The organism is Shewanella sp. DNRA4 (assembly GCF_012843185.1).
Classification (GTDB): Bacteria; Pseudomonadota; Gammaproteobacteria; order Enterobacterales; family Shewanellaceae; genus Shewanella; species Shewanella xiamenensis.
Map to the genome: position 1 here is coordinate 34,578 of NZ_JABAIP010000022.1, position 26,293 is coordinate 60,870.

Below are 26,293 nucleotides of genomic sequence, written 5' to 3' on the forward strand. Positions count from 1 at the left end.
GGATTATTCCAGACTTGTAGGGCTAAAAAAAGGGGGCAAGATCTCACTATGCATGCATAACATATTGATGGAAATGTAATTTTACAGAGTAAATTGTCTTACATTCAGAACAGTGCCGTAACACAAAATTATTAAACAGCGATAAAACAATAAGTAAGAAAAAGACATCCAGTCCCCCTAGTTAACCTAAGTGAACAAATAATAATCGCAAAAAAAATATGATATTTTTATGATATTTTTAAACATGCCATTCTGAATAAGCGTATTAAATTTGTTGCTTTAAATATGCGTTATTCATTTAAAACTTAATCAGTCTCCATCGTTCTAAAATAATGACATATTGATACGGCAATACCTTGTTATTCAAATAACAAAATAAAACACTAATAAAGCTAAATAGCCTGTTATAACTCGGTTTGCTAATGAATTAAAACAAAAGTAGGATTTAACAGCATAAAAAAATACCGCCAAAAGGCGGTATTTTTATAAAAGCATACTGTAACTAAAAATTACTTCTTAGCGGGTTCAGCAGCAGGTGTAGCTTGTGCTTTCTCAATTGATTTCAACTCAACTTCAAAAATCAGCGTTGAGTTTGGTGGAATCGTTCCAGTATCACGTTCACCGTAAGCTAAGTTTGCAGGGATAACAAACTTGTACTTAGCACCAACAGGCATTAACTGTACGCCTTCGGTCCAACCAGGAATAACACGGTTCAATGGAAATTTAGCCGTTTCACCACGTTTGTAAGAGCTATCAAACTCTTTGCCATCAATCAGAGTACCTACGTAATCTACTTCAACCGTGTCTTCAGCCGCTGGCTTTTCACCTGAACCAGGAGTGAGTACTTCGTATTGCAAGCCCGATTCAGTTGTGACTACGCCTGGCTTAGCTTTGTTTTCTTCAAGGAACTTTTTGCTATCCTCGAGATTTTTCGCCGCAATGGCTTTAGCTTGTTCTGTACGCTTGTCGTTTAATTTTTTGTCTAAACTTTGAAGAATGGTTTGCATTTCTTCTTCAGTTAACTTCAGCTGATCATTCAAACCATTAGTAAAACCTGTCACGATCAGCGTGCGGTCAACTGGTAGGCCTAATTCTTCTTGCTCTTTAATATGACCAGACATATAACGACCGATTGAAGCACCCACACTGTAGGCTTCTTTTTGTGCTTCTGTCGTTAATTCAACATTTGTGCTTGCATTTGTTGCTTTTTCTTCTTGATTACAAGCAGATAGGCCAATAACAGCCAATGCAACTAACGATAATTTATAAATCGATTTCATTAAAGCTTCCTCAGCATCCTCAAGCGGTTACAATAACCTAAGCGCGACAACTTTATACTAGTTATCTGGGTTATACCAACTAGATTCTTTATGGGTTAACTGTGATTAATTTCACTCTACCGAGTTAGAGACACCAACTTTAGGAGCAAGTTCATGAAGAAAACCCTACTGCTGGTAATTTGCACGATTTTTTTGACGGCTTGCTATCCTAAAGCCGAAGATATTCGCGTGCTCTCAAAAGACCCTTCTTACAGTGCAAGTCTCTCGAGTGATGGCACTCTCGCAATTGTCGCAACTCAGAATCAAGGAGTCCAATGTTGGGACTTAACCCAGCACACCCTTAAATACCAATGGGTGCATGGCGACCTTAATACAGGCGTAGCCAGCACAGCCATTTCACCTAATGGTGAGTTCGCCGCATCGTTAAGCCGCGATTCAGTTGCCCTATGGACAATAGCCGACGGAAAATCCGTAGGTTGGTGGTCACTGCCCGCATCGGGAGAAAGTGTTGCGGTAGCCAACAATGGGGTTTTGCTTATTGGTTTAAACGATGGCAGTGTAATGTCTCTAAATGCGGCAAAAACGGCACTGATTAAATTCTTAGGCCATAAAGAACGCGTCAATACGGTTGCACTGTCGGCGGATGGTCGCATCGCACTCACAGGGTCAAATGATATGCAGGCCATTTTATGGCAGGCACAAACCGGACAACCAATCCACACTTGGGATCTTGGTAGCCGGGTGACTAAGGTGGCACTGAACGACAGTGGCAGTTTAAGCTTTACCAATGGCAGTACGAATGAAGCAAAAATTTGGGACAACTCAACCGGTAAACTTTTAAATCAATTAGCAATTAATCGTCGCCAAATGACCTTTTCAGCAGTACGTTTTACTGAGCAAGACAAGCAGTTATTAACGGGAACTCCCGCCCGCGAAGTCATACTCTGGCAACGCAGTTCGGGTAAACCAATTGCACAATGGCAAATTGCGTTGACGAAAAACAGCCAAAACCGAGGAGCCGTTGTATACTCTGTGGCAATTCGAGATACCAATAAAGTCGTTAGTATCAGTAGCCAAGGCTTAGTTGAGACTTGGCAACAATAGAGGTTAGCCATGCAAGGTGTACAACAACAAATTGAAGAGCTGCAAACTAAATTAGCTTTTCAAGAACTCACTGTCGAAGAATTAAACCAAGAGGTGATTAAGCTGAATCGACTCGTGGCCCATCAACAGCACCAGATCCAGTTATTAGTTGGCAAGTTGCAGGCAATGGAGCCGAGCAATATTGCTACCCAAGCTGAAGAAACGCCGCCACCCCATTATTAATAACGAACTAAAATCGTCAGCCAAACGATGAAGACTAAATATCCAGGGAATGCGATGTTTAAAAATGAGATACAACACTCCTGTCAGCCGCTACCGATTGCCCTGGTAGGGGAAGCCATTTTAAAACAACGGGCAATTGAAGTACGCGACTTTGATGAAACGCTCAGTCAGTTAGCATCGCAAATGGTGGCAAGCATGGTAGAGGCAAAAGGCGTCGGTATCGCTGCCCCACAAGTGCACAGCCCGCTAGCGCTATTTATCATGGCATCACGGCCAAACGAGCGTTACCCCGATGCACCGCTAATGGAGCCCGTTGTAGTGGTTAATCCACACATCGAGTTGGCATCTTTACAACTCGAAAAAGGTGAGGAAGGCTGTTTATCTGTCCCAGGACAACGGTTTACCATTTGGCGTCACCACAGTATAGTTGTGCGCTATCAAAACCTAGCGGGACAGTGGCAACACGCCGAATTAACGGGTTTTATTGCACGTATTTTCCAACATGAATTCGATCATCTTCAAGGGATCACTTTGCTTGAGCGTTCACAAATGCCACAGCAAACACTAATGGCACAAGAAGGTAACCCACAGGCATGAACACCACCTTCATTCACTCTTTTATCAGACCCACCATCAGCACATTGATGCTCACCGCCATCTTAGGTTCGAGCGGCTGTGCCTATAACAGTATTTTTATCAATTATCCGGCACAAATCGCGCCAATCAAACAAGATCTCAATACCGCGACGCCCATGGCGGATATCGACAAATTAGCCAGTAATATCCAAGGCAATGACGGTTTGCTTTACGCTCAAGAAGCGGGGCGCATCGCTCAAGTTGCGGGGGATTTTGCCAGCAGTAAAAAATACTACGAGCAAGCGGTGGCGGCCTACACCGCCTTTGATGATAAAGCCAAGATTAGCGCCAGCGATATCGGCGCGACGGCGACAAGCTTAGTGTTAAATGACAATGCGATTCCCTACCGCGGCCCGGGCTTTGAGCGCATTATGCTGCACCAATATCAGGCGCTCAATTACCTATTCAGCGGCGACTATCAAGGCGCGCTAGTGGAAGTTCGTCGTAGTAACGAATTGCAAAGTTCAGAGCAAGAACGCTATCAAAAATCGCAAAAATCGGTACAAGCTATGGCTAATGGTACGATCGATGCCGAAGTGAATAAACTTGGGCAAGCGGCAGGCACTGTCACCAGCTCCTTCCTAAATGCTTATAGCTATTACACGACGGGCGTACTACACGAAGTGCTTGGTGAACCAAACGATGCCTTTATCGATTACCGTAAAGCAGCCCAAATCACTCCTGATAACACGTATCTGCAACAGGATTTAGTCCGCCTTGCCAAACAACTCGGCATGCCGCAATACGATGAGTTTAAAAAGCGCTGGGGCGATGCCAAGCTCCCAAAAGCAGGTGAAGGCCAAGTAGTGTTGATGGTCGAAAAGGGCTTTGTCCCCGAAAAACAAGCGCTCACAGTGCCCTTCACTATCCATGGCAACTGGCAAACCGTGTCTCTAGCGACCTATGGGCCAAACAATAGCTATGTGCCAGAGACTCAAGTGCAGGGCTTAGGCACAGTGCTTAAAACTGAACCTATCGCCAATATTGATGCCTTAGCGATTACCGCCTTGAAAGAAGATTTACCCGGAACCTTAGTCCGCCAAGTTGCAAGGGTTTATGCCAAATCGGAAATGGCTTATCAAGTCGAAAAAAGTGGTAAACCCGGCAATAATGCCGCCGATATTGGCAGTATTGCTATGCAGATTTTTAACGTTGTTACCGAACAGGCGGATCGCCGTAGTTGGTTAACACTGCCGAAACAGGCACAAATTGGCAGGCGTTATCTCAATCCTGGCGAATACACACTGCAATTGGATAAAGCACCACCGGCCAAAATTGACGTTGCCGCAGGCAAGACCACCTTGGTCTGGGCAATTGATACTGGTAATTACACCCGAATTTATTCAATAATCATTTAACCGAGCGGTGAATGTTTGAATAAAACGAGTGTCATTAAGTTTTTACAATCACAAAATGGAACTGACTATGAAACAATTTAAACTGATTTTTGTGCTGGCTGCCGTGATGGGTCTGGCTGCATGTCAATCTAAAGTAGAGTATGGTGATGCCACAGAGGTTGAAACCGTTAACGAAAACTTTGGCTCAACGGATCTGCAAGCCATTGCCGCTAAAATGGTTGATAGCATGATGACTTTCCCACCGATTGTGGCCATGACAGCGAACAACCGCCCAATTTTGTTTGTCGATAGCATCAAAAACAAAACCTCTGAGCATATTGATACTGAGTCAGTAACCGACTCTATCAGCAACAAATTATTGCGCTCAGGCAAGTTCCGTTTCATCGACATGACTAAAGTCGATTCAGTTCGTAAGCAACTGGATTACCAAAACAATACCGGTATGGTTGACCCATCAACCGCCATCAAGTTTGGTCGTCAAATCGGTGCCCAGTACATGCTGTATGGCAACCTATCTAGCATCGTTAAGCAAGATGGCAGCACCAAAGACGTTTACTACAAAATGACTATGCGTCTAATGGACTTAGAAACAGGTCTTATCGAATGGTCTGACGAAAAAGAAATCCGTAAGACCAAATCTAAGTCTTTCTTGGGCATGTAATCCCGCTCAAAGTAATAGGCTAATGCCGAAACATCCAAAAAAAGCCAGCATTTTTGCTGGCTTTTTTTACATTTTTAACATTGGTTATCCATGCTAAATAAGGTAGTGTACTCGCCCAAAACACTAAGCAATGATGCCGCTTTTGTATGGAGAAGAGTTCGCGACACAATCAGGCCGACTCTTGACCCACGACGCCGCATCTACGCCACAAATAAAGTAAATCGTTGAAGGATTTAAGTAGTGAATTTGTTTAAAGCTAGCCTAGTCGCCCTCACCTGCTCTGCATTAATGTCGTGCGCCGTTAAAAGTCCTTTAAATACAGGGCCAAGGGACGCCAGTCCCTATATCAGCCAGTATCAGGCAAGCCTACGTTCACAGGTAATATCGGATGTGCATTATGAGTTGGATTTTCAACTGACGGGCGACACGCAATTCAGCGCAACAACGAAGATCCACTTCAATCTTAGCGAGGTTCCTAAGCAACTGAGCTTGGATCTAAGCAAAGCACAAATTAAGCGTTTTTTGATTAACGGAACCGCCATTTACCCCAATTACAATGGTGCCTATATCAGCTTAAACACCCGCTTACTGACCTCGGGTGATAACACGGTTGAAGTGCAATTTACCCGAGCGCACAGCACTAATGGCGAAGGCTTGCATCGCTTCCAAGATCCCGTCGATGGCAAGGTCTACCTCTACTCTCACTTTGAGCCTGCCGCTGCGCAACAGATGTTTGCAGTATTTGATCAACCCGATTTAAAAGCCAATTACAAAATCAGTGTGACCGCGCCGAAGGATTGGCAAGTGATCAGTACCATGCGCGAGTCCTCTGTCACACCTGCGGGGACCATTAATCGTTGGGAGTTTCCTGAAACGCCTAAGTTAAGCCCTTACAATTTCTCTATGCATGCTGGCCCGTACCATATGTGGCAGGATAATTCCGGCCGTTATCCTATGCGATTATTTGCACGACAATCCGTTGCTCACCAAGTGCCCCCACAGGACTGGTTTACCTATACAAAACAGGGGTTAACCTTCTTTGATGCCTATTTTGGTATTCCTTATCCCTTTAAAAAATACGACCAAATCCTCGTGCCAGACTTTCTCTATGGCGCAATGGAAAACGCAGCAGCAGTGACCTTTGCCGAAGATCATTTCCTCCACAAAGCAGAAATGACCGCCGAGCAAAAACAAAGCTTGGCGGGTGTTATTATGCACGAAATGGCCCACCAGTGGTTTGGCGATTTGGTCACGATGAAGTGGTGGAATGGCCTGTGGTTAAACGAAAGTTTTGCTTCTTTTATGGGTACACTCGCGACCCAAGAAGCCACAGAATTTACGAATGCTTGGCGCAGTTTTTATGCTCAAGGCAAACAGCGCGCCTATGAGCAAGACAGCTTAGTCACTACCCATCCGATTGAAGTGCCTGTAGCGACCACCCAAAATGCCTTCGACAATATCGATGCTATTACCTATCAAAAAGGCGCCTCGACGCTCAAGCAGCTACGCCATTTACTTGGTGATCTGGTGTTCCGCCGCGGCGTGAGCAACTACCTCAAACAATACAGCTACCAAAATGCCGAGCTGGATGACTTTATCAATAGCCTCGCTAAAGCTGCGGGCAGAGACTTAAGCGCATGGACACAGGAATGGCTATACAGCGCTGGGGTAAACACCATTAAAGCCGAATACCGCTGCGACGGTAACCGCATTAGCGAATTTAGCCTATTGCAATATCCCGCTAGCAGCGAACTACCGACACTGAGGGAGCAAAAAGTCCAAATTGCACTGTTTACTAAAGGACGTTTCGATTTAAGGCATGAGACCACAGTACCAGTAACCTACAAGGGCGAGCGTACCGAGGTGAAACTATTAGTCGGTGAGCGTTGCCCCGATCTGGTTTACCCCAACTATGATGATTGGGGCTTTGTGAAGGTGCAACTCGATGAAAAATCCTTCGATACCGCCAAGCAACAGTTAAGCCGAGTTACAGATCCGCTATTGCGCTCAATGTTATGGCAAAGCTTGTGGGACAGTGTACGTGAGGGCAACCTGAGTTTAGATCAATACCTCAGCACAGTATTCGTCAACGCCCCAGCGGAGAATGACTACACTGTGGTCGGCCAAATTATTTCTAGCTTGCTACGCAGTAAAGAATACCTCGCGCAGATCGCGCCTATTCAGCAAAACTATGCTGAAAATGCAGTCAAAGGCTTAGCGCAAATGAGCCTTCGTAAGACCATGGAGAGTCGAGGGGACAATGACTTCCAGCGCCGCTGGTTCGATGCCTATATCCAATTAGCCAGCGATCGTGACAGTTTACGTCATTTAGCGCAATTGCTAGACGGCACAACTAAAATCAAAGGGCTAACTTTAGATCAAGATCTGCGCTGGGCTATCATAATCCAGCTTAATCGCTACGACTTCCCGAATGCGCAGCAACGTATAACACGGGAAATAGCACGCGATAACTCAGATTCTGGGGAAAAAGCAGCATTAGCTGCTCAAGTGATCCGTCCTGAAGCTGCCGCAAAACGTCGCTGGTTGAGTAAAGTCCACGCCGATGCCCTACCGTTTGCTAAACAGCGCATCATCATGGAAAACCTTTATCCTGCTGAGCAAAAACTCTTAAGCGCAGCCACCGCCGAAGAGCGCCTCGCAAACTTAGCCGATATGGACAAAAAGGGCCCAGTGTTTATGCGTAGCTACAGCCGTAACCTGATCCCAACCGACTGTAATTACAATAGTATTACCGCCTTGGATAAAGTATTAGACAGCCAAACAGGCTTATCTAATCTTAGCCGTCGTACTTTATTAGAAACGCGTCAAGCAGAGCAGCGTTGCGTGCTAATCAAAAATAAAATGACCCACTGATAATGAGTTGAAAAAGAAGAGGCTCTGATGAGCCTCTTCTTTTTGCCTTGATCTTTACCTTACATGGGAAACCTGTAGATAAAAATGTAATAACTCTTTCAATGGTAGTGGCTTAGAATAAAAATAGCCCTGATGTTGATACACCCCTTTAGCCGCTAAATAATCTACCTGTTCTTGGGTTTCCACGCCTTCGGCAATCATCTCCATATTCGACTCGTGTCCAAAGGCAATAATGGCATCGAGCACCGCACCTTTAAGATCTTTCGTACCAATGGTATCGATAAACATCTTATCAATTTTGATACTATTAATTCCAAGTCGCTGTAAATAGCTAAAACCGCCAAAACCCGTACCAAAGTCATCCAGTTTAAAGTCATGGCACAATGGTAAAACGGCTTTTATTTCAGCTAAGGCTAGCTCAAATTGAGTGATAGGTTTGCGCTCCGTCAGCTCAAATGCAATCCGCTTAACCATGGGATCTCGGTTTAAAGAGAACCATTGACTCAGCAAGCCAGACTCTAAGTGCTGCGCAACAATATTGATGCTTACCCAGCCTTTTAGTTGAGCTAAATCGCGATACACCTGATCTAGCAATAAATCGGTGATCGGTAATATGAGCCCCGAATCCTCAGCATAGGGAATAAATTGATTGGGCTGGACTAATACACCATCAAATCGACGCCAACGTACCAGCATCTCCTGCCCAACAACGTTGCCTGAACGGCAATCGATAATGGGCTGATAATAGGGAATAAATTCTTTTCGACTCATTCCTTTTTGCAGCAACATACCAAGCGACACCCGGGCAGATTGCCAGTTCCAATAAAAAATCACAGCTAAAAATGCTGCAATTAACGCTGCAATAAAGAGTACGACACCAATGCGATAAGCTTCTTGCCAGTAGAGATCATCACCCGCCTTTAAGGTTAAGGTGACATCTAACGTTTTAATATAACGAGATTCCTTGATAACGCTTTGGTTTTCATCAAGATTTTCTGTCCCCCTAACCATGGGGAAAGCCCTTGATAACTGATGAGTAATTGATAACAACCGTGGCAAAGGTTAGATAGGGTTTCGTTATAAACAGAGCTATTAGTCAGCACGACTAACTTCTGCTCACCTAAATGAAAAGCATAGGCAAGACTACGAGCACGATCGGTGGCCGCGACCGTTGTCGCAATATCGACCTGTTGTGAGCCAACAAATAAACTTCGAGATCGGTCAAGATGATAATTGACTGGCGGACCGATATTGGAGCATTTTTTACCATCGGCAAGTTCTAGCTGGATAAAACGAACCATTGCTGGGCTCAAGGATTGACTATTGAGTAACGCAATATCATCTTCATTGCAGGTAAAAGATAATTTAGCAAATGCCCGTTCAATATTTTTTTGCTTAAAATCATCAACACCATTTGCAAAAGTAAGTGTTATTTCATCAAAATCACGATTAAACTTTTTTTCTATGCTATAGGCCGTCAACCAAGGATAAATTGTACTCGCTAAAAGTATTGGTAAAAGAAAGATTAAGCATGAATGTAACCAAGGATTAAAGCACCAGCGAGGAAAATTCCATTTCATCTATATTACTCTCTTACTTATGTTTGGGTGTACTTGCTTATGACACTTAAGGAATACTATGCTAAAAAGTCTTTCAAAACTGTGCAATAAAACAAGTTCACCATGATATAAGCAACTGTTGAAATACTTATACAAAACAAAATACGGTTCGCTGCCACAACTTTATCAAATCTGAATGATCAACCATTAATGCTTTAGCTATTTCAGCCGCTATACTTTATTAACGTTAGGTTGCTAGCGGAATTTAAAGGAATAGAATATGCGTTCAACACTTAAAACTCGCCTACTTTTTAGTAGTCTCTTAGCCGTATTCATCACTGTTGCAGTACTGGTTAGTATTTCAAGCTACGTCATTAGAAATCATGCTATAGGCAATACCCAAGGTGAGATTGATCAACTAGCGAATACTTTTGCCGAAGGTATTGGACTGTGGATGAAAGATAGAAAAACAGCCATTACAAGCCTTAAAAAGACCATAGAGGCTGACCCGAGTGTACAAATTACCCCTTATTTATTACAAGCACATAATGCAATGGGGTTTGCACTCACCTATTTTGGTGATGAGCAAGGCAACATGTACCGCCAAGATCCAGCGCTCAATACCGCAAACTATGACCCACGTGTCCGCCCTTGGTATATGGATGCCAAAGCCGCTAATAGCATGGTTATGACTGCTCCCTATGTCAGCGCCACCCTTAAAAAACAAGTTGTGACTATCGCTGAGCCAGTGATGGTTGCGGGCCAACTCTTCGGTGTCGCCGCGGCAAACCTTACCATTGACCAACTCACCGATGCGGTACAGCGGCTTGAAGTCCCCGGTAATGGCTACACCCTGATGGTTGACAACACAGGACTAATTATTAGTCACCCCAATAGTAAGTTAAATAATCAACAACTTACTACTATTGACTCTGATTTTACCCCCACCTGGCTATCACAACGCGCCAATGCCAATACTATGGAAGAGCGTGAATTAGATGGTGAGACCCAGTTAGTCTATGTAGCGACCGTTCCGTCGACCGACTGGGCGTTAATATTTGTGATGAACAAACAAGAAATCATGTCGCAAGCGACTACGCTCGCTTGGTGGATGTCCGCCGTAGGCGCTGGGTTACTGGTAATGTTTGGTTTAGTATTAGTCGCAATCTTCAAAATGCAATTCAAAGACTTAGAACGAGTTGCTTTGGCACTAAATGATATCGCAGAGGGCGATGGCGATCTGACGGTGAGAATTCATACCGCAAACAGCCATGATGAAATTGGGATCTTAGCCTCAGGTTTTAACCGCTTTGTCGAACGTCTACACGGCATGATTTCAAGAATGCACAATATTGCGGGCCAACTTGAATACCAAGCTAAGGGCAGCAGTGCGTCTGCGGCAGATAACAGCCAACGCATTGCGGTTCAGCAGGACGAAGTGACGATGGTCGCCACTGCAGTCACCGAAATGGCCAGCGCCACAGAAGAGATTGCCAGCAACGCCGAACATACAGCGCAAACAGCGCAAAATGCCGTGAGCCTCTCGAATCATGGTCAAAAACAAGTGATGCAAAGTCAGCAATCTATTCGTAACTTAGCAAATGAGGTTGATACCGCAGGACGTATTATCAGCGAGCTGAATGAGCACTCACAAAAAATTAATAGCATTCTATTAACGATCAGTGGGATTGCAGAACAAACCAACTTGCTTGCGTTAAACGCAGCCATTGAAGCCGCTCGCGCAGGTGAGCAAGGTCGCGGTTTCGCCGTGGTTGCCGATGAAGTTCGCGTATTATCGCAACGCACTCACTCATCAACCCAAGAAATTCAGGCAATGATTGAAACCTTGCAACAAACAGCTGGCAAAGCCGTAAAATCCATGACTCAAAGCCATGATATGGCAGAAACGAGTGTGGCTGATGCTAACTCAGCCAGTGAGAGCCTGCTGCAGATAAGCAAAGCAATTAATGAGATATCTGATATGGCAAGCCAAATTGCAACGGCCGCAGAGGAACAAACCTCTGTGACTAGCGAAATTAATCGCAATACCGAATCAATTCGTGAAGTCTCAGAAAACCTCTCTATTGAGGCCCAAAGTGCGATGGTGCAGTCACAGGAGTTGGCTCACTTAGCCGCCTCACTGCAACAGGAAGTGTCACGTTTTAAACTATAAATACACTTGTTGCATTGATATAAACGCCCGCTGTAGCGATTTTCGTTACAGCGGGTTTTAGTTAGAGTCTTAACACTGGCCTATAAGTGCTTTCCCTTCAAACCTTGATACCCCAACTCAATACGATTACCACCATTCTTTTTAGCCTTATACATGGCAGCATCGGCGCAGGAAATAAGTTGCTGTTCATCTTTACCATGCTCAGGATACAAAGCGACACCAATACTTGGAAAAATATGAATTTGCTGCTCTACAAGTTCAAAAGGCTGATTCAATATATCCAGCACTTTTTGAGCAACGAGCAAGGTATTGTGTGCAGAATCAACTCGCTCCAGTAAGATAACAAATTCATCGCCACCAAAACGCGCGACCGTATCAGAAACTCTCACGCAGCTAAGAAGCCGCTGCGCGGTAATTTGTAACAACAAATCTCCCACACTATGTCCGTAGGTATCGTTAACCCATTTAAATTTATCTAAGTCTAGATAAAGTAAAGAGAAATAACTCGACTCTCGATGCGCTCGAGATAAAGCCTTCTGAAACCTATCGTAAAATAACTCTCTGTTGGGTAGATGAGTCAACTGGTCGTAGAGTGCTATCTGCTCTAAGCGAGCCAACATTTGACGACGTTCGATGGCGAACGCAATTTGAGTCGAGACAAACTCCACCAATTCACAATCCTGTGTAGTATAGCTTCTCGAACCTGGGTTGCTATGCATGATCAACGCGCCAATCACCCCTTTGTGCAATCTCAACGGCACGCCGAGCCAGCAATCTTTAAAAGTTACTGCTAATGGCGATGAAAGCGTATTCGACATGGGACAAAAGAGTAAGGATTGTCCCGTTTGAATGATCTGCTCAGCAAAATAATTAGCATTACTGATATATGCGATATTTTGCTCGGACACCGATAACTGGTAAGGAAAATCTAATTGATTTGAATCTTGGTCATAAAGCGCGATAGCAAAATTTTCTGCGGGTAAAAGTTTTGCAATGATCTGGTGGATATGACTATAGAGGGATAACAAATCCTCGGCCACATGAACCGCCTCAGAAATCTCGTATAACGCGGCTTGCCGACGCTCAGCATTTTTATTTTTGGTAATATCGCGAGCCACCGCAACGCGTTGTTGATATTCATCAGACCAGCGGGCTGACCACAGAATATCCACTATGCTGCCATCTTTGCGTATATAACGATTTTCAAAATCGATTTTATAGTGATCTGTCATAATTTCATTGGCCGCAGCAAGCGTACGTTCACGGTCTTCTGGTAAAACCAAATCCAACATCTGCATACCAATCATTTCATCTGGCGTGTAACCAAAAATACGTTCAGCACCCGCACTCACAAATTCAAATCGCCCCGATTTATCCACCACACAGATGGCATCTAATAGCAAATCAATAAAGCGACCAAGTGAAGTATAACCTTCGTTTTTCACACGACTCTCCCACCACGCCTGCAGACAAAACGAGAATAGCTAACTGACTATTGCAGCTAAGCTTTGCATCCCTGTATAGAACCAACGCGCGAATACTCGATGATTAAGGTTAATAGTACATAATATCATACTATTAGAGTAGGTTAATTAGCATGGCAGTTCCACTATTACAACATTCCATACATAAAGCCGGATTGGACATTAGCTTAACCCAATAACAGCATCCGCAAGATGCTTAGTATTTGACTGAGATAAAACTCTTTGAGCACAATAGCCAATTCAAATTTAGTTGGTTATATCTGGAGTTATTTTGACGGCGCTTAAGTCACCTTCACACCAAGCAAATCATTTTCGCCTAGGGCTTGCAATGTGGTCTCATCAGCATTGGCAAAGCAGTGTTTATGGTGCAACAACTAAGCAAGCCGATCGCCTAGCCCGCTACGCAACCATTTTTAACACTGTAGAAGGAAATACCAGTTTTTACGCCACGCCAAATACACAAACAGTGATGAACTGGCACAGCGCAACACCAGATGACTTTCGCTTTACCTTTAAACTACCGCAGCTCATCACCCATCAAAGACAGCTGCAACATTGTCAGCAGGAACTAATGGAATTCTTTCGGGTGATGTCGCCCTTGGCTGAAAAAACTGGGCTATGGAAGATCCAACTTCCCGCCTACTTTGGCCCGGAGCAACTAACAACCTTGGCGCATTTTTTAGAAATGCTTCCCCAAGGCTTGACCTATGGCGTTGAAGTACGGCATTTAGCCTTTTTTGCGAAGGGCGAGGCTGAGCGAGCACTAAACCGCTTGCTGATGGATAAACAGGTAAATCGCATCATTATGGACAGTCGGCCCTTGTTTGCCCTACCGCCCGCTAGCGAAGCAATTATTGATGCCCATAAGAAAAAACCACAATTGCCCGTACATGCTATCGCAACTGCAAATGCACCAGTGGTTCGCTTTATCGGACAAACCGATGGCACTATCGAAGCCTTAGCCGCCAATAACGATAAGTTACAGATCAAAAACAACGATAGCTTTTTCAAAAATTGGTTACAGCAACTTCCCCTCTGGATTAAAGAAGGTCGAGAACCCTATCTTTTTATCCATACACCCGACAATCAAACGGCTCCAGAGCTCGCAGTTCGTTTATATCAGCAGTTACAGCAGCAAATCGCCGCTGAGATTTGCTTACCAACAATCAAGTTACACACACCACCATTGGCAGATCCTACCGCGCAAATGCAACTCTCTTGGTAGAGGCTGCATATCAACTTCAGCTTAGCCCCAAATTGAGTTAGCGAGAATAAAGACCAATGCCGACAAGAACATCGTAATAGGCAGCGTGAGTACCCATGCCAATAGAATTTGCTTAATGGTTTGGCTTTGCAGCCCAGAGCGATTGGCAACCATAGTACCCGCAACCGCCGAAGACAGAATATGCGTCGTTGAAACCGGCATCCCCGTGACGCTGGCAATCCCGATCGAAGCCGCAGCCGTCACCTGCGCAGCAATACCTTGGCTATAGGTCATTCCAGACGAGCCTATTTTTTCTCCCACGGTATAAACAATTCGCCGCCAGCCCACAAGCGTGCCACAACCCAAGGCAGTCGCAATCGCCACGATCACCCAAAGCGGCGCGTATTCGGTCGATTTAGTCAAATCCTTACGCCATTTAGCTAAAGAGCTTAACTCCTTGGCTGGTAAGTCTAATTTAGACACTTTACGAGCGGTATCATCGATACACAGCAACAACCTACGCACTTCACGGCGCTCTTCTACCGTCATATCTTGAAAACTATTCGCCTTATCCAAACGGCGATCAAGCAACGACATCGCGGGTAACACGGTCTGTGCCGAACAATGACTCAACAGCTCATCACTCGCCTCAAGCTGCGCTTTTACATCAACTAAATCGCTAATTATCGCTTGATTGCGGCTATAAATAGCCATAATCCGCCGGTTTGCATCCTGCGTCCTTGCCAAATCATAGGACTGGCTGCTCATATCGAGGGCAAAATACGCTGGGGCCATACAGATAAGCACCAGCATCACTAAACCTATGCCTTTCTGCCCATCATTCGAGCCGTGGGCAAAACTCACCCCCATGGCCGAAGCTATCAGGCTGACGCGCGCCCAAAATGGTGGATGGCGTTTACCATTAATCTGAAATTGTTCATCGGGCGTACGGTGGATCTTATGCTTTTGCCACATGAACTTCATCAGCAATAGCAGTGCTCCAGCCAGCACAAAACCAAGGGTGGGCGAAATAATCAGAGATAACATGATTTGCGTGGCTTTAGTGAGATTAATACCATGCAATATAGGCTGGTGATGTATCCAAGCAAATGCGCCACCAACCCCCATAATCGAACCAATTAAGGTATGGGAGCTAGAGGCTGGAATGCCAAAGTACCAGGTGCCTAAATTCCAAATAATCGCGGAAAATAATAGCGAAAACACCATCAACAGCCCTTGGGTAGAGTCCATCTCCAACAAGGAGTCAACGGGAAGAAGATGTACTATGGCATAGGCTACGCCAAGTCCGCCAAGTAACACTCCCGCAAAGTTAAAAAGGGCTGATGAAACCACCGCTAAATTTGCAGGCATAGCTTTGGTATAGATCACCGTCGCAACAGCATTGGCGGTATCGTGGAAGCCATTGATAAATTCGTAGGCCAACACAAATAACACTGCCAGCACTAAAGCCACCGACCAACCAAAGCCGATAGAGGTAAATATCTCAAACATAAATCGCGAACCTATGACGAGGACGCCACAGATTACGCCCAAGGTTGGGTATTTGACAGTGAAAAATTATTTAGATTTTCAAAAAGTGAATTAGTGCTCAATAACTTTGAATCCAACTTGCAATTAACAAATCGCTTGATGCAAAAACGCCAGCACTGAGGCTGGCGTTTTGATTCACCCATATAGCTTACTGTAGATGACCTGCGTTATGCAGTTCACGTTCGTTCATCGGCGGTGGTGTCCATTGGTACATCCACGTTTCAGACAAAGGTTGACCATCTACTTCTAAGTAAACTCTTAGGTTAATCGGCTCAACGCTATCCTCTGGCGGCACGAGGTCAAACATAGCGCGGTAACCATTGATCGCATGTTGTGGGCGAGCAGAGTCGATTTCCACACGGCCTTGTGAAGTTGAAATAACCGCTTTCACTTGAGTATCTTTACCCAGCATTGGTAAAGAACCACCAGCAAAATCAATCACGAAGCGCTTGCTATAGTATTTACGCTTTTGACCAACTACGCCACCAATACCAGTAAAGGTATCCACTACGCGGGCACGGGGTGACTGCACAGGTGGAGTACCGCCCCAGTACATGTTGTAGCTATAGAGTAACTCTTGGCCTGGTTGAATGGGCTCTGCAGGATTCCAGAAAGCCACGATATTGTCGAAGGTTTCATCCAGTGTTGGAATTTCAACTAACTGCACCGAACCTTTACCCCAATTACCTGTTGGCTCAATCCACAGACTTGGGCGCTTCTCGTAGAATACGCCGTCATCTTGGTAGTGATCGAAATTACGGTCGCGCTGCATTAACCCAAAGCCCTTTGGATTCTCATCGCTATAGGCGTTGAATCTCAAGTTACTTGGATTGCCCAGTGGGCGCCAAATCCATTCACCGTACCCAGTATGCATGGCAAGTCCATCTGAATCATGGATCTCTTGACGCCAGTCGTAACCTGTACGGCGATCGTTCTCACCGACCATGAACATACTTGTCAGTGGTGCAACGCCTAAACGTTCGATAGCCTTACGCGGATAAATCGCCGCATCAACCTTCATTTTTAAACGCTCACCCGGCTCGATATCGAAACGATAAGCACCAGTTACACTTGGTGAATCTAACAGAGCGTACACAGTCGCAATATTAGAACCTGGTTGCGGCTTCTCTAACCAAAAACGGGTAAACATCGGAAATTCTTCAGGCTTAGGCAACGCAGTATCAACCGCCAAACCACGGGCAGAAAGACCATATTGCATTTCCTGACCGACCGCGCGGAAATAGCTTGCGCCCAAGAAGGCGACAACGTCACGTTGCCAGTCAGTGTTGAACTGCATTCTAAAGCCTGCAAAACCTAAATCTTTAGGAAGCTGGCTACCCTTTACCTTCGACTTACCGTAATCGAACATAGAAGGAGAATATTCAATCAGTTTAGCCTTGCCATTTTCCAATTGGTAAATGTGCACTGGTGTATCGAAATACAGACCTAAGTGGAACAATTCGGCGCGAAACTCCGAATCATCTTCATGCCACAGTGCGGCTTTTTTCTTGAAATGGAATTGCTGGTAATCATCCCAGCTCATGCCCTGTAAGCTTTTTGGTAACTCACCCTTGTGGCTTACATAGGACTCTGTCGCCAGCGTATGGGCATAGCCTTTTAACCAAGCGTAGCTAAACTCTTCTTCCTGCGGCGCACTGGCTTTACCCGCTGCACAAGCAGATAAGCTTAACAACACACTACAGGTGAGCAGTACGCTGCCAACCATCCGTTGTAAGCGGCTACGAGTAGACTGAGCTTCTACCGATGGCATCACCATCGGCTCAGGATTTAAATGTCTTTGTTCGGGAAATAAATTGGGTTGCATAAGCAGACTCTGAATTGGTGTAACTTCCTGACACTTCTCTGCAAAAGTAAGCATTATTGCAGTGACTGCCCTGTGGAGAACTGTTGATGACAGTGATAACAATAACTCTATCTTCATCAGTTCGCCAGAATCTAACATAATTTCGACGCAATGGAATATGTCACAGTGACAATATTCAATACTGACGCCAGTTTATGAAAATAGTATTAAAAAGGGCTGCAAAATGCAGCCCTTTATGGTCATAAACCCAATTAAGTTATAACTTTGTATCTATTACTGTTTTGCGTTTGTTGTGAGCAATAATCAAGGCGATTAAACACACCACCCCCACTGCGATGCCCACAGGTTGACTCAGGGATTGAGGTAAACCTAAACCAATACCTGCGGTAACAATGTAAGACACTGTCACACAGGTGCCCGCAATCGCAGGCAAGCTTACTATCCAGTGAAAACTGCCTCTATCGAACAGATATTTTGTCGCCAACCATAGCACACTGGTCGATAGCAGCATGTTTGAGAAAGCAAAATAACGCCAGATCAAGGAGAAGTCGATCTTGGTCATAAAGTAAGCGATGGTCAGAATAGGCGCCGCTACCAGCAAACGGTTACGCATACTCTGGGGAATGTTAAAGGCATCAATGATAGTTAAACGCAGCGATCTAAACGCGGTATCTCCCGAGGTAATCGGAAATACAGCGACCGCAATAATTGCCATCACGCCGCCTAATACCCCAAGATAGCTCGTAGCCACTTGGTTAACCACTAAGCCAGGGCCACCTTGGTCTAGTAAGCTCTTAAGCTCAACATATCCGCCCGGGAAGGCCGCAATCCCCGCAGTCGCCCATACACAAGCCACCACACCTTCAGCCACCATAGCGCCGTAGTAAACTGGGCGAACGTATTTCTCGTTTGTCAGGCAGCGTGCCATGATAGGTGCTTGAGTTGAATGAAAACCACTAATAGCACCACAGGTAATAGTTACAAACAGTAATGGCCAAATCGGTAAACCATCGGGGTTAGGTTCCAATAACTCATTGTTGTAATGGCTGTGGTTGAAGTACGCGAACACATCGCCCATTTCGGGTAACTGCGGTGCATTGATGAGGAGAGCCACTGCAATCGAAGTGGTCATCACGATCATTAATAGGCCAAACGCGGGGTACAGCTTAGTGATGATCTTATCGATTGGCAGCATAGTGGCTAAGAAGTAATAGGCCAAAATCACTAATACCCAGAAGGTGTTATTGCCAAAAATAGTATCTTTAAAATAATCGAGATTACTGAGTAGTCCTGCAGGGCTCATGATAAACACCACGCCCACGAAAAAGAGTAACATCGCAGTAAACAGCAGCATCACGCCTTTAAAATAGATGTTAAAATAGTGGCCCGCGATTTCAGGCAGACTCTTTCCATCTTCTTTTATGCTTAACACCCCAGAGAAATAATCGTGCACCGCGCCGCCGATAATGTTGCCTAACACAATCCAGAGTAAGGCCACTGGGCCATATAAAGCCCCTAGAATAGGGCCAAAAATCGGCCCGACACCGGCAACGTTTAAAAATTGGATTAAAAACGCTTTGGCGGGGTGAACGGGCACATAGTCCACGCCATCTTCGAATCTTGCTTGGGGTGTTTGCGCTTTAGGATCAATCCCAGCTTGGCGTTCAACAAACGGACTATAAAACTTGTATGCCAGCACTAAGAGCGCAAGACATAAGAAGAAAATTAACATTATTTAACTATCCATACTTTAGTAGAAGGTGATTAACTAGAGAGTTTCATTGAGTTAGCCAATGAGATCAAGCCATCACATACTAGACTAAAGTCGGGTTGATAAATCTGAATTTACGATAAGACTCGCTTATCTAAATAGATTTTTCAAATAATTTGTCTGTAAAAAATAAATCCAATCTTCTCTATAAATGTTTCAGCTATTGGCTGTATAGCTTGTTTAAGCCTTAACTCAGCACAAATTCAAATAATGGCGCCGTATCATCTTCCTCTTGAATGAGTCTGTCCGTCTTTACAAATCCATGGCGCAGCAACACCCGCTGGGATGCAACATTATGCTGTGCCACATGGGCAAAGAGCGGCCTTGAGGTCACTAACGGTAAAAATGTTCTCAAGGTTAAGGTTGCGACCCCGCGCCCCCAAAATGCGCGGTCAATCCAGTAACCAATCATCGCCTGACCATCCCTATGCCAATGGCCAATATTGCCAACCAGCAAGCCATCGACTTCTATCCCCCGTGCCAGTACCGACGCCTGCCCAAGGATATTTTGCTGCCAATGAAGGTAAAACGCCTCACGGTCCCGCGAGGGGAACTGCGCCAATTGGCAAGCAATCGGATCCTGCTGATGAGTAAAGATCAACTCCAGATCATCTTGTTCTATGGGTCTCAATGTCACATTCGATACGCGTGTTTGCTGATCCATCCTATATCCCTATTCAATTTCATCATCATGACATCTCGACATTCGCCGTCAGCTAAAAAAATGGGCGCATAACCCAAGCAGAGGTTAGCGCCCTAAGAGGCAAAACAACATCATTTAAACAAACAAAATCACAATTAAGGTGGGGAGGGTTAACGCAACCCAGCAAATCACTAACTCACACTAACTGAAGATCACGGCAAATACGGGCGCGCCCAGCACCATAGCAATCCCGATAAAAATCATGGTCAAACTGGCAATGACGCCCTCTTGCTGGCCTAACTCACTGGCTTTGGCAGCGCCCGCACCGTGGGCCGAAGCGCCCAAGGCCACGCCTTTACCTAAAGACGTACGAATGTGCATCAGCTTGAACAGCGGCTCGCACACTAACATGCCGATAATACCGGTGATGAGCACCATCATGGCGGTCAGTTCTGGCACACCGCCAAAGGCGCTTGTGGCCTCCATCGCAAAGGGCGTAGAGACCGAACGCACCAACAAACTCTTTGCAAGCTCCACAGGTAGAGGCACAAATTTCACTAATAGCCAGCTCGACACCATGCCCAGCAACAGTCCAGCCATCACGCCAAGGGCAATGGTCAGCGGATATTGGCGAATGAGTTTACGCTCCCGATAAATCGGCAAGGCAAATGCGATTGTCGCCGGAGCAAGCATTGCCATTAACCAATGGGTATATTCAAAATAAGTTGGCAGCGGAATATCGAGATTAAACACCAAGAGCGTGATCACTACAGGCGCAAGTACAATCGGCGCTAACCACCATACCCGGTGGCGCTTATACAAACGCTTCGCCGCAAAATAACAAAATAGTGTTAATAACAAGCTGATAAGTGCCAATCCCGTCTGCGAAAACACTAACTCAGAGACAACCGCAGGACTTAAGCTAACGCTCGACATTACACGGCCTTAGCATGGCGACGCGCATGCTTTTTGATATTGAGCTGACGCTCGAAGCGAAACACTCTGTCAACCACAAATCCCGTACCCACCATCACGCACACACTGCCCATCACTAAGGTGAAGAGAATATTCAGCCCATATTGCTCAAACAGGCCTTCATATTTAATGACCGAGATGACCGGCGGAATAAAAAACAGCAGCAGCTCACCGATAAGCCAAGCCGCGCCGAGCTGCACGGCATTTTCAGGGATTAACTTAGTCGCTAACAAAATCAGCAACAGACCTAAACCTAATACACTACCAGGCACTGGTGAATGCGCCCAAGAGGCAAACCAATGGCAGGCAAAAGACAATAAACAAAAGAGGCCAATTTGAGTTAACAATAAAGCCCCATGACGGCATCGACGTATTGCGGCTTGTAGGAAAGACATGCGGTTTCTCGATTTACACCAAAAGTTACTATGGGATTATTTTAGGCTTGCCTATTAAATAAAAAAAATGAATATTAAGCATGTAATCCATGAATTTTAAGAATGCATTATAGGGGCGAGAATGGATCTCAAAGTGCTGCGCTATTTTATCGAGATCATCGATGCTGGCGGTTTTGGTAAGGCCAGCGAAAAAGTTCACCTCACCCAACCCGCCCTCTCCAAGGCGCTGCGCCAGTTAGAGGAAGAACTCGATTTGGTACTACTCGAGCGCGGCAAACGTGGCACTCAGGTCAAACTCACCCAAGCAGGAGAAGTGGTTTATCGCCATGGTAAGGAGTTATTGGCCGGACGCCAACGTATGCTGGCCGAACTCAGTGCCCAGCGCAGTTTGACTGCGGGTGAATTAAAACTCGGTCTCGCGCCGCTCGGCAGTGCTGAAATTTTTGCCCCTATTATTGCCAAGTATCGCCAGCAGTACCCACAAATCGAAATGCACTTGTTAGTCCGTGGTGGCGTTGAGCAAACGCTGGCAATTCAAAAGGGCGAAATAGAACTGGCCACTGGCATAATCGACCTTGATGATGGCTATGACGGCATTCGAGTGTTTAACGATCCCATGGTGGTAGTGCTGCCCAAGGAAAATCCCCTCACTACCAGGGAAATACTCTCAGTCCATGACTTAATCAATGAGCCACAAGTGATGTTTGAGACTGAATACACCCTGCATCAATTGGTGCTCAACGCCTGTCAGCAAGCCGGATTCTCACCTCAAAATATCACCCGTGTTAGCCAAGCGGACTTTGGTATCGCACTGGTGGCTGCGGGAACTGGCGTGATGATACTGCCGCGCTCAATCGCGCGGCGTTATAGTGTGGCGGGGGTGGTCAATATTCCACTGGCGAGTGACGAATTGCGCTGGGAGTTATCGCTATTTTGGCGCAAAGAACAAGTATTGTCCTTTGCGGCACAGGCGATGATCGCGTTAGTTAAAAAGCACTTAACGCAAAAATAACCGTCTACCAAGGTACGACTAAGCTAAAACGCACTAAGGTATCGTTATCCCAAGGCAGAATAGGCAAGTAATTAGGTGAATGCACACTCTCCTTGGCATAGTGGTCTAGATTGTATTCAGTGTGTTCCACATACAGTAACCACTGACTCCCCTTCTCCCAGTAATCCGTATCGTAACTCATGCTGAAGCGATATTGATTTTCAAGCCATTGGTCGCCATCGTTCCAAGTTTGCACAGCTAAGTTCACGTTTAATTTGGGCGTTAAATCAACACCAACGCTACCCATTACAGTGTAAGCAAACTCACTATTACCAAAATCGCCTCTATCGTAACCTCGGGTGCGGGGCACATCATCATCGATTTCTAAAAAGTAATAGCCCGCACCCGCCTTAAGCTGGGCTTGGGTTTGTTGGCCTTGATAATTGGCTGTTATCCCGGGAATAAACTTTGCCTGCTTCTCCACTGAACTCACAGTATTACGCTTGCCCTGTAAATCCACTTGCCACCCTAAGGATAACTGCGGGGAAAAACGGTAAAGCTCCCCAAGAGCAGCATATTCCGATTTAAACCACATCGGGATATGGTCAGGATCCAGCTTATCCGTATCAATATCGATAAACATATCCAGCACCGCAGACAGATAAATATCCGATGCAGTGGTATGTTCAATAATGATATTGCCATTGGCCCCAAAGGTATGCGAATTTTCTTGTTCGACAATAAAATCATGAATGCCCATAGTGTAATGCCATTGGGTTGATTCCTCTGCATAAACAGAGGTTGCTAAACTTAAAAGCAATGCTACAGGCGCCAAAATTTGGTATTTCACATAGTGCTCCATCAATTGCGATTTAAAACTGCCGATTAGATTATTTAAGTTTAATTTAATCAATTTTGCATCATTTGTATCTGAGATAGTTCATAAAAATCTATCCCTTTCGCCAAAGTGAATAAAAAATTGCATATCTTGCGGTTTAAAACCGTGAAATTGCTATTCACGGTCATCCTAAACAATTTCACAACCTTTTAAAAAACTATTGATATCAAACACCACAATCATAATAAACATGATGTTCGTTATTTAAACCGCCAGTCCAATAATGAATTTTTAATCACAAATAAAGCATAATTATTGACACGGATACGCAATCCTCCTATAGTCGCCACATTGCTAGTTATCCAAAAGAGAGTCTTAAATGAAAAAATCCATGTTATTAGGCGGCCTAGCCCTCAGTGCCACCTTGTTGTTAGCTGGATGTGGGAAAAGCAACGATGTTTTAGTGGTGGGAACCAATGCGGCCTTCCCGCCCTTTGAATACGTTGGCGGACAAAGTGGCGACGAAATCAAAGGTTTCGACATTGAGCTTGCCAAACAAATCGCTAAAGATGCCGGCAAAACGCTCAAAGTCGAAAACATGAAATTCGATTCACTGATCGTGGCGCTAAACTCAGGCAAGATTGATTTTATTGCCTCGGGTATGACCATCACACCAGAGCGCCAGGCCAGCGTTAACTTTTCGGAGCCCTACTATGAGGCAACTCAAGTGCTGCTCGTCAATAAAGATAACGATACAATTCATACCCTTGATGACATTAAAGACAAACACTTTGCGGTGCAGCTCGGCTCAACCGCCGATATGATGTCTAAAAAATACACCCAAAATGTCACCGCCTTTAACACAGGCTTCGAAGCCATCATGGAGCTGAAGAATGGTAAGGTCGACTTAGTGCTATTCGATAGCGAGCCTGCAGCGAACTATCTGGCGAAAAACCCCGATCTCAAACTGATCAAGCTAGATTTCCCCGCTGAGTTTTATGGCTTTGCGGTGTCAAAGCAGCAGCCTGAACTCCTCACTAGCATTAATAACACGCTGAAAAACTTGAAAGAAAGCGGCCAATATCAGACGCTCGTTTCAGCCCATATCAAGTGATCCCTATGTTAGAAGCAATCAATACTTCGCTGTTTAGTCCCATTGGCGACGACGGCATGATAGGCATACTGCTGATTTTAAATGGCTTAAAAGTCACCTTGATTGTGACCTTCTTCGCCATGTTATTAGGCGCAGTATTAGGCGTGGGTACCACACTGATGAAGATGTCATCTAAGTGGTATATCCGCTTCCCCGCCGAACTGTATGTTGGCGTTATCCGCGGCACGCCTGTGGTGGTGCAGTTAGTGATCCTTTACTTCATCGTGCTGGCCGCATTCGATGTCGATAAAATTACCGCCGCCATTATCGCCTTTGGTTTAAACAGTGGCGCTTATATCTCTGAGATTATTCGCGCAGGGATCCAAGCCGTCGATAAGGGTCAAACCGAAGCGGCACGCTCGCTCGGCCTGTCGCAAGCCATGACCATGAAGCTGATTATTCTGCCGCAGGCGATTAAGAATATTCTGCCCGCGTTAGGCAATGAGTTTATCGTGCTTCTCAAAGAAACCGCCGTAATTGGCTTTATTGGCGGCGTGGATTTAATGCGGGCGGGTGAGATTATCCGTAGCCGTACCTTTGAAGACAGTATCCCACTCTTTACCTGTGCGCTGATTTACCTGTTCCTGACCTACAGCTTCACATTTATGCTGTCGAAATTCGAAAAGAGGTTGAAGCAAAGTGATTAACATAACCAACCTACACAAAAGTTACGGCGATAATGCGGTCCTTAAGGGCATCAACGAACATATTCGCCAAGGCGAAGTGGTGAGTGTGATCGGCCCCAGCGGCAGCGGTAAAAGCACCTTTTTACGTTGCATCAACCTGTTAGAAAAACCCACCCAAGGGGATATTGAAATCGAAGGGCAATCCATTACCGCCAAGGATGCCTGTGTCGATAAATTGCGGCAAAAAGTGGGCATGGTGTTCCAAAACTTCAACCTATTCCCCCATAAAACCGTATTGCAAAACATTACCTTAGCGCCAGTGAGCCTAAAGTTAATGACCCAAGCCGAAGCAGATAACAAGGCGCTGACGCTGCTCACTCAAGTGGGCTTGCAGGATAAAGCCAATGCCTATCCTTCGAGTCTCTCGGGTGGACAAAAGCAAAGGGTTGCCATTGCCCGCGCACTGGCGATGGAACCGGATCTGATGCTATTCGACGAGCCCACCTCGGCACTCGACCCCGAAATGGTCGGCGATGTACTGGATGTGATGAAGGACTTAGCGCAAAAAGGCATGACCATGGTAATTGTGACCCATGAAATGGGCTTTGCACGCGATGTTTCCGACAGAGTCATCTTTATGGATGGCGGCTATGTGGTGGAGTCCAATATACCCGAGGAATTATTCACCCGCCCTAAAGAAGCCAGAACCCAAAGCTTTTTAAGTAAGGTATTGAGGTCATAAAGACTTATACAACATTGAAAGGTGAACAATGGTATTTGCTTGATGACACGGAGCATGCTTTGAGACAGAAGAGCGTTAAAAATTGAAAGGCTAATATCACTGCTTAGTTATTAGATTCATGCTCATATTGAAAGGCGAGCTATGGTGTTTGCTCAACGACACGCAGCGAGTCCATCCGTGGATACTCGACCGCCCAGTCTGATGTGAATGGATTCACGAATGCCGCGA

General features: G+C 45.3%; 23 protein-coding genes. 12 read left to right on the plus strand and 11 right to left on the minus strand.

What is annotated here, in order from left to right:
• Positions 1-509: 509 nt before the first annotated feature.
• Entirely contained in the window at positions 510-1,280 is a 771-nt protein-coding gene (fkpA, locus tag HG547_RS19515) for an FKBP-type peptidyl-prolyl cis-trans isomerase (protein ID WP_037426153.1), read from the minus strand.
• Positions 1,281-1,433: 153 nt separating this feature from the next.
• On the opposite strand from fkpA, the gene HG547_RS19520 reads away from it, so the two are divergent.
• The 6 genes from HG547_RS19520 to pepN all read left to right on the plus strand — a co-directional run bounded on the left by HG547_RS19520 (position 1,434) and on the right by pepN (position 8,135).
• Complete coding sequence (locus tag HG547_RS19520) at positions 1,434-2,384, plus strand: hypothetical protein (RefSeq protein WP_047535450.1); 951 nt, start codon at positions 1,434-1,436, stop codon at positions 2,382-2,384.
• A gap of 9 nt (positions 2,385-2,393) precedes the next feature.
• Positions 2,394-2,606 (plus strand): SlyX family protein, encoded by a 213-nt coding sequence (locus HG547_RS19525; RefSeq protein ID WP_037414894.1) that lies wholly within the window; start codon positions 2,394-2,396, stop codon positions 2,604-2,606.
• A gap of 54 nt (positions 2,607-2,660) precedes the next feature.
• Positions 2,661-3,203: a peptide deformylase gene (def, locus tag HG547_RS19530; RefSeq protein WP_169548768.1), complete on the plus strand. Its 543-nt coding sequence runs from the start codon at positions 2,661-2,663 to the stop codon at positions 3,201-3,203.
• Positions 3,200-4,600, plus strand: a complete 1,401-nt coding sequence (locus tag HG547_RS19535; RefSeq protein ID WP_047535444.1) for a hypothetical protein — start codon at positions 3,200-3,202, stop codon at positions 4,598-4,600. Before def ends, HG547_RS19535 begins: the two co-directional genes overlap by 4 nt.
• 67 nt (positions 4,601-4,667) lie before the next feature.
• Complete coding sequence (gene lpoB, locus HG547_RS19540) at positions 4,668-5,261, plus strand: penicillin-binding protein activator LpoB (protein ID WP_007645693.1); 594 nt, start codon at positions 4,668-4,670, stop codon at positions 5,259-5,261.
• Positions 5,262-5,501: 240 nt separating this feature from the next.
• Positions 5,502-8,135 carry an aminopeptidase N gene (pepN, locus tag HG547_RS19545; RefSeq protein WP_169548769.1) on the plus strand — a complete coding sequence of 878 codons (2,634 nt, stop codon included), beginning with the start codon at positions 5,502-5,504 and terminating at the stop codon, positions 8,133-8,135.
• A 54-nt stretch (positions 8,136-8,189) separates the two neighbouring features.
• Here the strand turns inward: pepN and HG547_RS20865 are convergent, their stop codons facing one another.
• Both HG547_RS20865 and HG547_RS20870 read right to left on the minus strand, forming a co-directional pair.
• Positions 8,190-9,146 (minus strand): EAL domain-containing protein, encoded by a 957-nt coding sequence (locus tag HG547_RS20865; RefSeq protein WP_248278769.1) that lies wholly within the window; start codon positions 9,144-9,146, stop codon positions 8,190-8,192.
• Positions 9,074-9,715 (minus strand): hypothetical protein, encoded by a 642-nt coding sequence (locus HG547_RS20870; protein ID WP_248278770.1) that lies wholly within the window; start codon positions 9,713-9,715, stop codon positions 9,074-9,076. The genes HG547_RS20865 and HG547_RS20870 overlap by 73 nt, the downstream gene beginning before the upstream one ends.
• Before the next feature lie 259 nt (positions 9,716-9,974).
• On the opposite strand from HG547_RS20870, the gene HG547_RS19555 reads away from it, so the two are divergent.
• Positions 9,975-11,867, plus strand: a complete 1,893-nt coding sequence (locus HG547_RS19555) for a methyl-accepting chemotaxis protein (protein WP_169548770.1) — start codon at positions 9,975-9,977, stop codon at positions 11,865-11,867.
• Between the two features lie 80 nt (positions 11,868-11,947).
• Here HG547_RS19555 and HG547_RS19560 read toward each other — a convergent pair whose 3' ends face one another.
• Positions 11,948-13,312, minus strand: a complete 1,365-nt coding sequence (locus HG547_RS19560) for a diguanylate cyclase (RefSeq protein WP_037414912.1) — start codon at positions 13,310-13,312, stop codon at positions 11,948-11,950.
• Between the two features lie 367 nt (positions 13,313-13,679).
• Between HG547_RS19560 and HG547_RS19565 the strand changes: the two genes are divergently transcribed.
• Complete coding sequence (locus HG547_RS19565; RefSeq protein ID WP_169548771.1) at positions 13,680-14,576, plus strand: DUF72 domain-containing protein; 897 nt, start codon at positions 13,680-13,682, stop codon at positions 14,574-14,576.
• A gap of 21 nt (positions 14,577-14,597) precedes the next feature.
• Here the strand turns inward: HG547_RS19565 and HG547_RS19570 are convergent, their stop codons facing one another.
• From HG547_RS19570 to HG547_RS19595, 6 genes are all read right to left on the minus strand, one after another.
• Positions 14,598-16,067 (minus strand): inorganic phosphate transporter, encoded by a 1,470-nt coding sequence (locus HG547_RS19570; RefSeq protein WP_169548772.1) that lies wholly within the window; start codon positions 16,065-16,067, stop codon positions 14,598-14,600.
• 187 nt (positions 16,068-16,254) lie between these two features.
• Positions 16,255-17,931 carry a glucan biosynthesis protein D gene (locus tag HG547_RS19575; protein WP_169548773.1) on the minus strand — a complete coding sequence of 559 codons (1,677 nt, stop codon included), beginning with the start codon at positions 17,929-17,931 and terminating at the stop codon, positions 16,255-16,257.
• 256 nt (positions 17,932-18,187) lie between these two features.
• A complete protein-coding gene (locus HG547_RS19580; RefSeq protein WP_037426128.1) occupies positions 18,188-19,663 on the minus strand; it encodes a carbon starvation CstA family protein in 1,476 nt (491 codons plus the stop codon).
• Positions 19,664-19,889: 226 nt separating this feature from the next.
• A complete protein-coding gene (locus tag HG547_RS19585; protein ID WP_144376419.1) occupies positions 19,890-20,366 on the minus strand; it encodes a GNAT family N-acetyltransferase in 477 nt (158 codons plus the stop codon).
• Positions 20,367-20,546: 180 nt separating this feature from the next.
• The gene (locus HG547_RS19590) at positions 20,547-21,281 is read right to left on the minus strand and encodes an LrgB family protein (protein WP_055646799.1); all 735 of its coding nucleotides are present in this window, start codon (positions 21,279-21,281) and stop codon (positions 20,547-20,549) included.
• Positions 21,281-21,715, minus strand: a complete 435-nt coding sequence (locus tag HG547_RS19595; RefSeq protein ID WP_037414933.1) for a CidA/LrgA family protein — start codon at positions 21,713-21,715, stop codon at positions 21,281-21,283. The genes HG547_RS19590 and HG547_RS19595 overlap by 1 nt, the downstream gene beginning before the upstream one ends.
• A gap of 121 nt (positions 21,716-21,836) precedes the next feature.
• Between HG547_RS19595 and HG547_RS19600 the strand changes: the two genes are divergently transcribed.
• Positions 21,837-22,727, plus strand: coding sequence for a LysR family transcriptional regulator (locus HG547_RS19600; protein WP_047535402.1), 891 nt, complete (start codon positions 21,837-21,839; stop codon positions 22,725-22,727).
• A 4-nt stretch (positions 22,728-22,731) separates the two neighbouring features.
• On the opposite strand, the gene HG547_RS19605 is transcribed toward HG547_RS19600, so the two are convergent.
• Positions 22,732-23,556, minus strand: coding sequence for a hypothetical protein (locus HG547_RS19605; protein WP_169548774.1), 825 nt, complete (start codon positions 23,554-23,556; stop codon positions 22,732-22,734).
• A gap of 367 nt (positions 23,557-23,923) precedes the next feature.
• Between HG547_RS19605 and HG547_RS19610 the strand changes: the two genes are divergently transcribed.
• The 3 genes from HG547_RS19610 to HG547_RS19620 are packed head-to-tail and all read left to right on the plus strand — an operon-like array spanning position 23,924 to position 26,065.
• Positions 23,924-24,658 (plus strand): basic amino acid ABC transporter substrate-binding protein, encoded by a 735-nt coding sequence (locus HG547_RS19610; RefSeq protein WP_037414939.1) that lies wholly within the window; start codon positions 23,924-23,926, stop codon positions 24,656-24,658.
• A gap of 5 nt (positions 24,659-24,663) precedes the next feature.
• A complete protein-coding gene (locus HG547_RS19615) occupies positions 24,664-25,344 on the plus strand; it encodes an amino acid ABC transporter permease (protein WP_037414942.1) in 681 nt (226 codons plus the stop codon).
• Positions 25,337-26,065 carry an amino acid ABC transporter ATP-binding protein gene (locus tag HG547_RS19620; RefSeq protein WP_169548775.1) on the plus strand — a complete coding sequence of 243 codons (729 nt, stop codon included), beginning with the start codon at positions 25,337-25,339 and terminating at the stop codon, positions 26,063-26,065. Before HG547_RS19615 ends, HG547_RS19620 begins: the two co-directional genes overlap by 8 nt.
• Positions 26,066-26,293: the final 228 nt, after the last annotated feature.

What these genes read in the sequence shown, in the direction of transcription:
- HG547_RS19520 (WP_047535450.1), top strand. Translation starts at nt 1,434, where the DNA reads ATGAAGAAAACCCTACTGCTGGTAATTTGCACGATTTTTTTGACGGCT.
- HG547_RS19565 (WP_169548771.1), top strand. Translation starts at nt 13,680, where the DNA reads ATGTGGTCTCATCAGCATTGGCAAAGCAGTGTTTATGGTGCAACAACT.
- HG547_RS19600 (WP_047535402.1), top strand. Translation starts at nt 21,837, where the DNA reads ATGGATCTCAAAGTGCTGCGCTATTTTATCGAGATCATCGATGCTGGC.
- HG547_RS20870 (WP_248278770.1), bottom strand. Translation starts at nt 9,715, where the DNA reads ATGAAATGGAATTTTCCTCGCTGGTGCTTTAATCCTTGGTTACATTCA.
- HG547_RS19595 (WP_037414933.1), bottom strand. Translation starts at nt 21,715, where the DNA reads ATGTCTTTCCTACAAGCCGCAATACGTCGATGCCGTCATGGGGCTTTA.
- HG547_RS19615 (WP_037414942.1), top strand. Translation starts at nt 24,664, where the DNA reads ATGTTAGAAGCAATCAATACTTCGCTGTTTAGTCCCATTGGCGACGAC.
- HG547_RS19535 (WP_047535444.1), top strand. Translation starts at nt 3,200, where the DNA reads ATGAACACCACCTTCATTCACTCTTTTATCAGACCCACCATCAGCACA.
- lpoB (WP_007645693.1), top strand. Translation starts at nt 4,668, where the DNA reads ATGAAACAATTTAAACTGATTTTTGTGCTGGCTGCCGTGATGGGTCTG.
- HG547_RS19585 (WP_144376419.1), bottom strand. Translation starts at nt 20,366, where the DNA reads ATGGATCAGCAAACACGCGTATCGAATGTGACATTGAGACCCATAGAA.
- HG547_RS19570 (WP_169548772.1), bottom strand. Translation starts at nt 16,067, where the DNA reads ATGTTTGAGATATTTACCTCTATCGGCTTTGGTTGGTCGGTGGCTTTA.
- HG547_RS19555 (WP_169548770.1), top strand. Translation starts at nt 9,975, where the DNA reads ATGCGTTCAACACTTAAAACTCGCCTACTTTTTAGTAGTCTCTTAGCC.
- HG547_RS19580 (WP_037426128.1), bottom strand. Translation starts at nt 19,663, where the DNA reads ATGTTAATTTTCTTCTTATGTCTTGCGCTCTTAGTGCTGGCATACAAG.
- HG547_RS19610 (WP_037414939.1), top strand. Translation starts at nt 23,924, where the DNA reads ATGAAAAAATCCATGTTATTAGGCGGCCTAGCCCTCAGTGCCACCTTG.
- HG547_RS19525 (WP_037414894.1), top strand. Translation starts at nt 2,394, where the DNA reads ATGCAAGGTGTACAACAACAAATTGAAGAGCTGCAAACTAAATTAGCT.
- HG547_RS19590 (WP_055646799.1), bottom strand. Translation starts at nt 21,281, where the DNA reads ATGTCGAGCGTTAGCTTAAGTCCTGCGGTTGTCTCTGAGTTAGTGTTT.
- HG547_RS20865 (WP_248278769.1), bottom strand. Translation starts at nt 9,146, where the DNA reads ATGGTTAGGGGGACAGAAAATCTTGATGAAAACCAAAGCGTTATCAAG.
- fkpA (WP_037426153.1), bottom strand. Translation starts at nt 1,280, where the DNA reads ATGAAATCGATTTATAAATTATCGTTAGTTGCATTGGCTGTTATTGGC.
- HG547_RS19575 (WP_169548773.1), bottom strand. Translation starts at nt 17,931, where the DNA reads ATGCAACCCAATTTATTTCCCGAACAAAGACATTTAAATCCTGAGCCG.
- def (WP_169548768.1), top strand. Translation starts at nt 2,661, where the DNA reads ATGTTTAAAAATGAGATACAACACTCCTGTCAGCCGCTACCGATTGCC.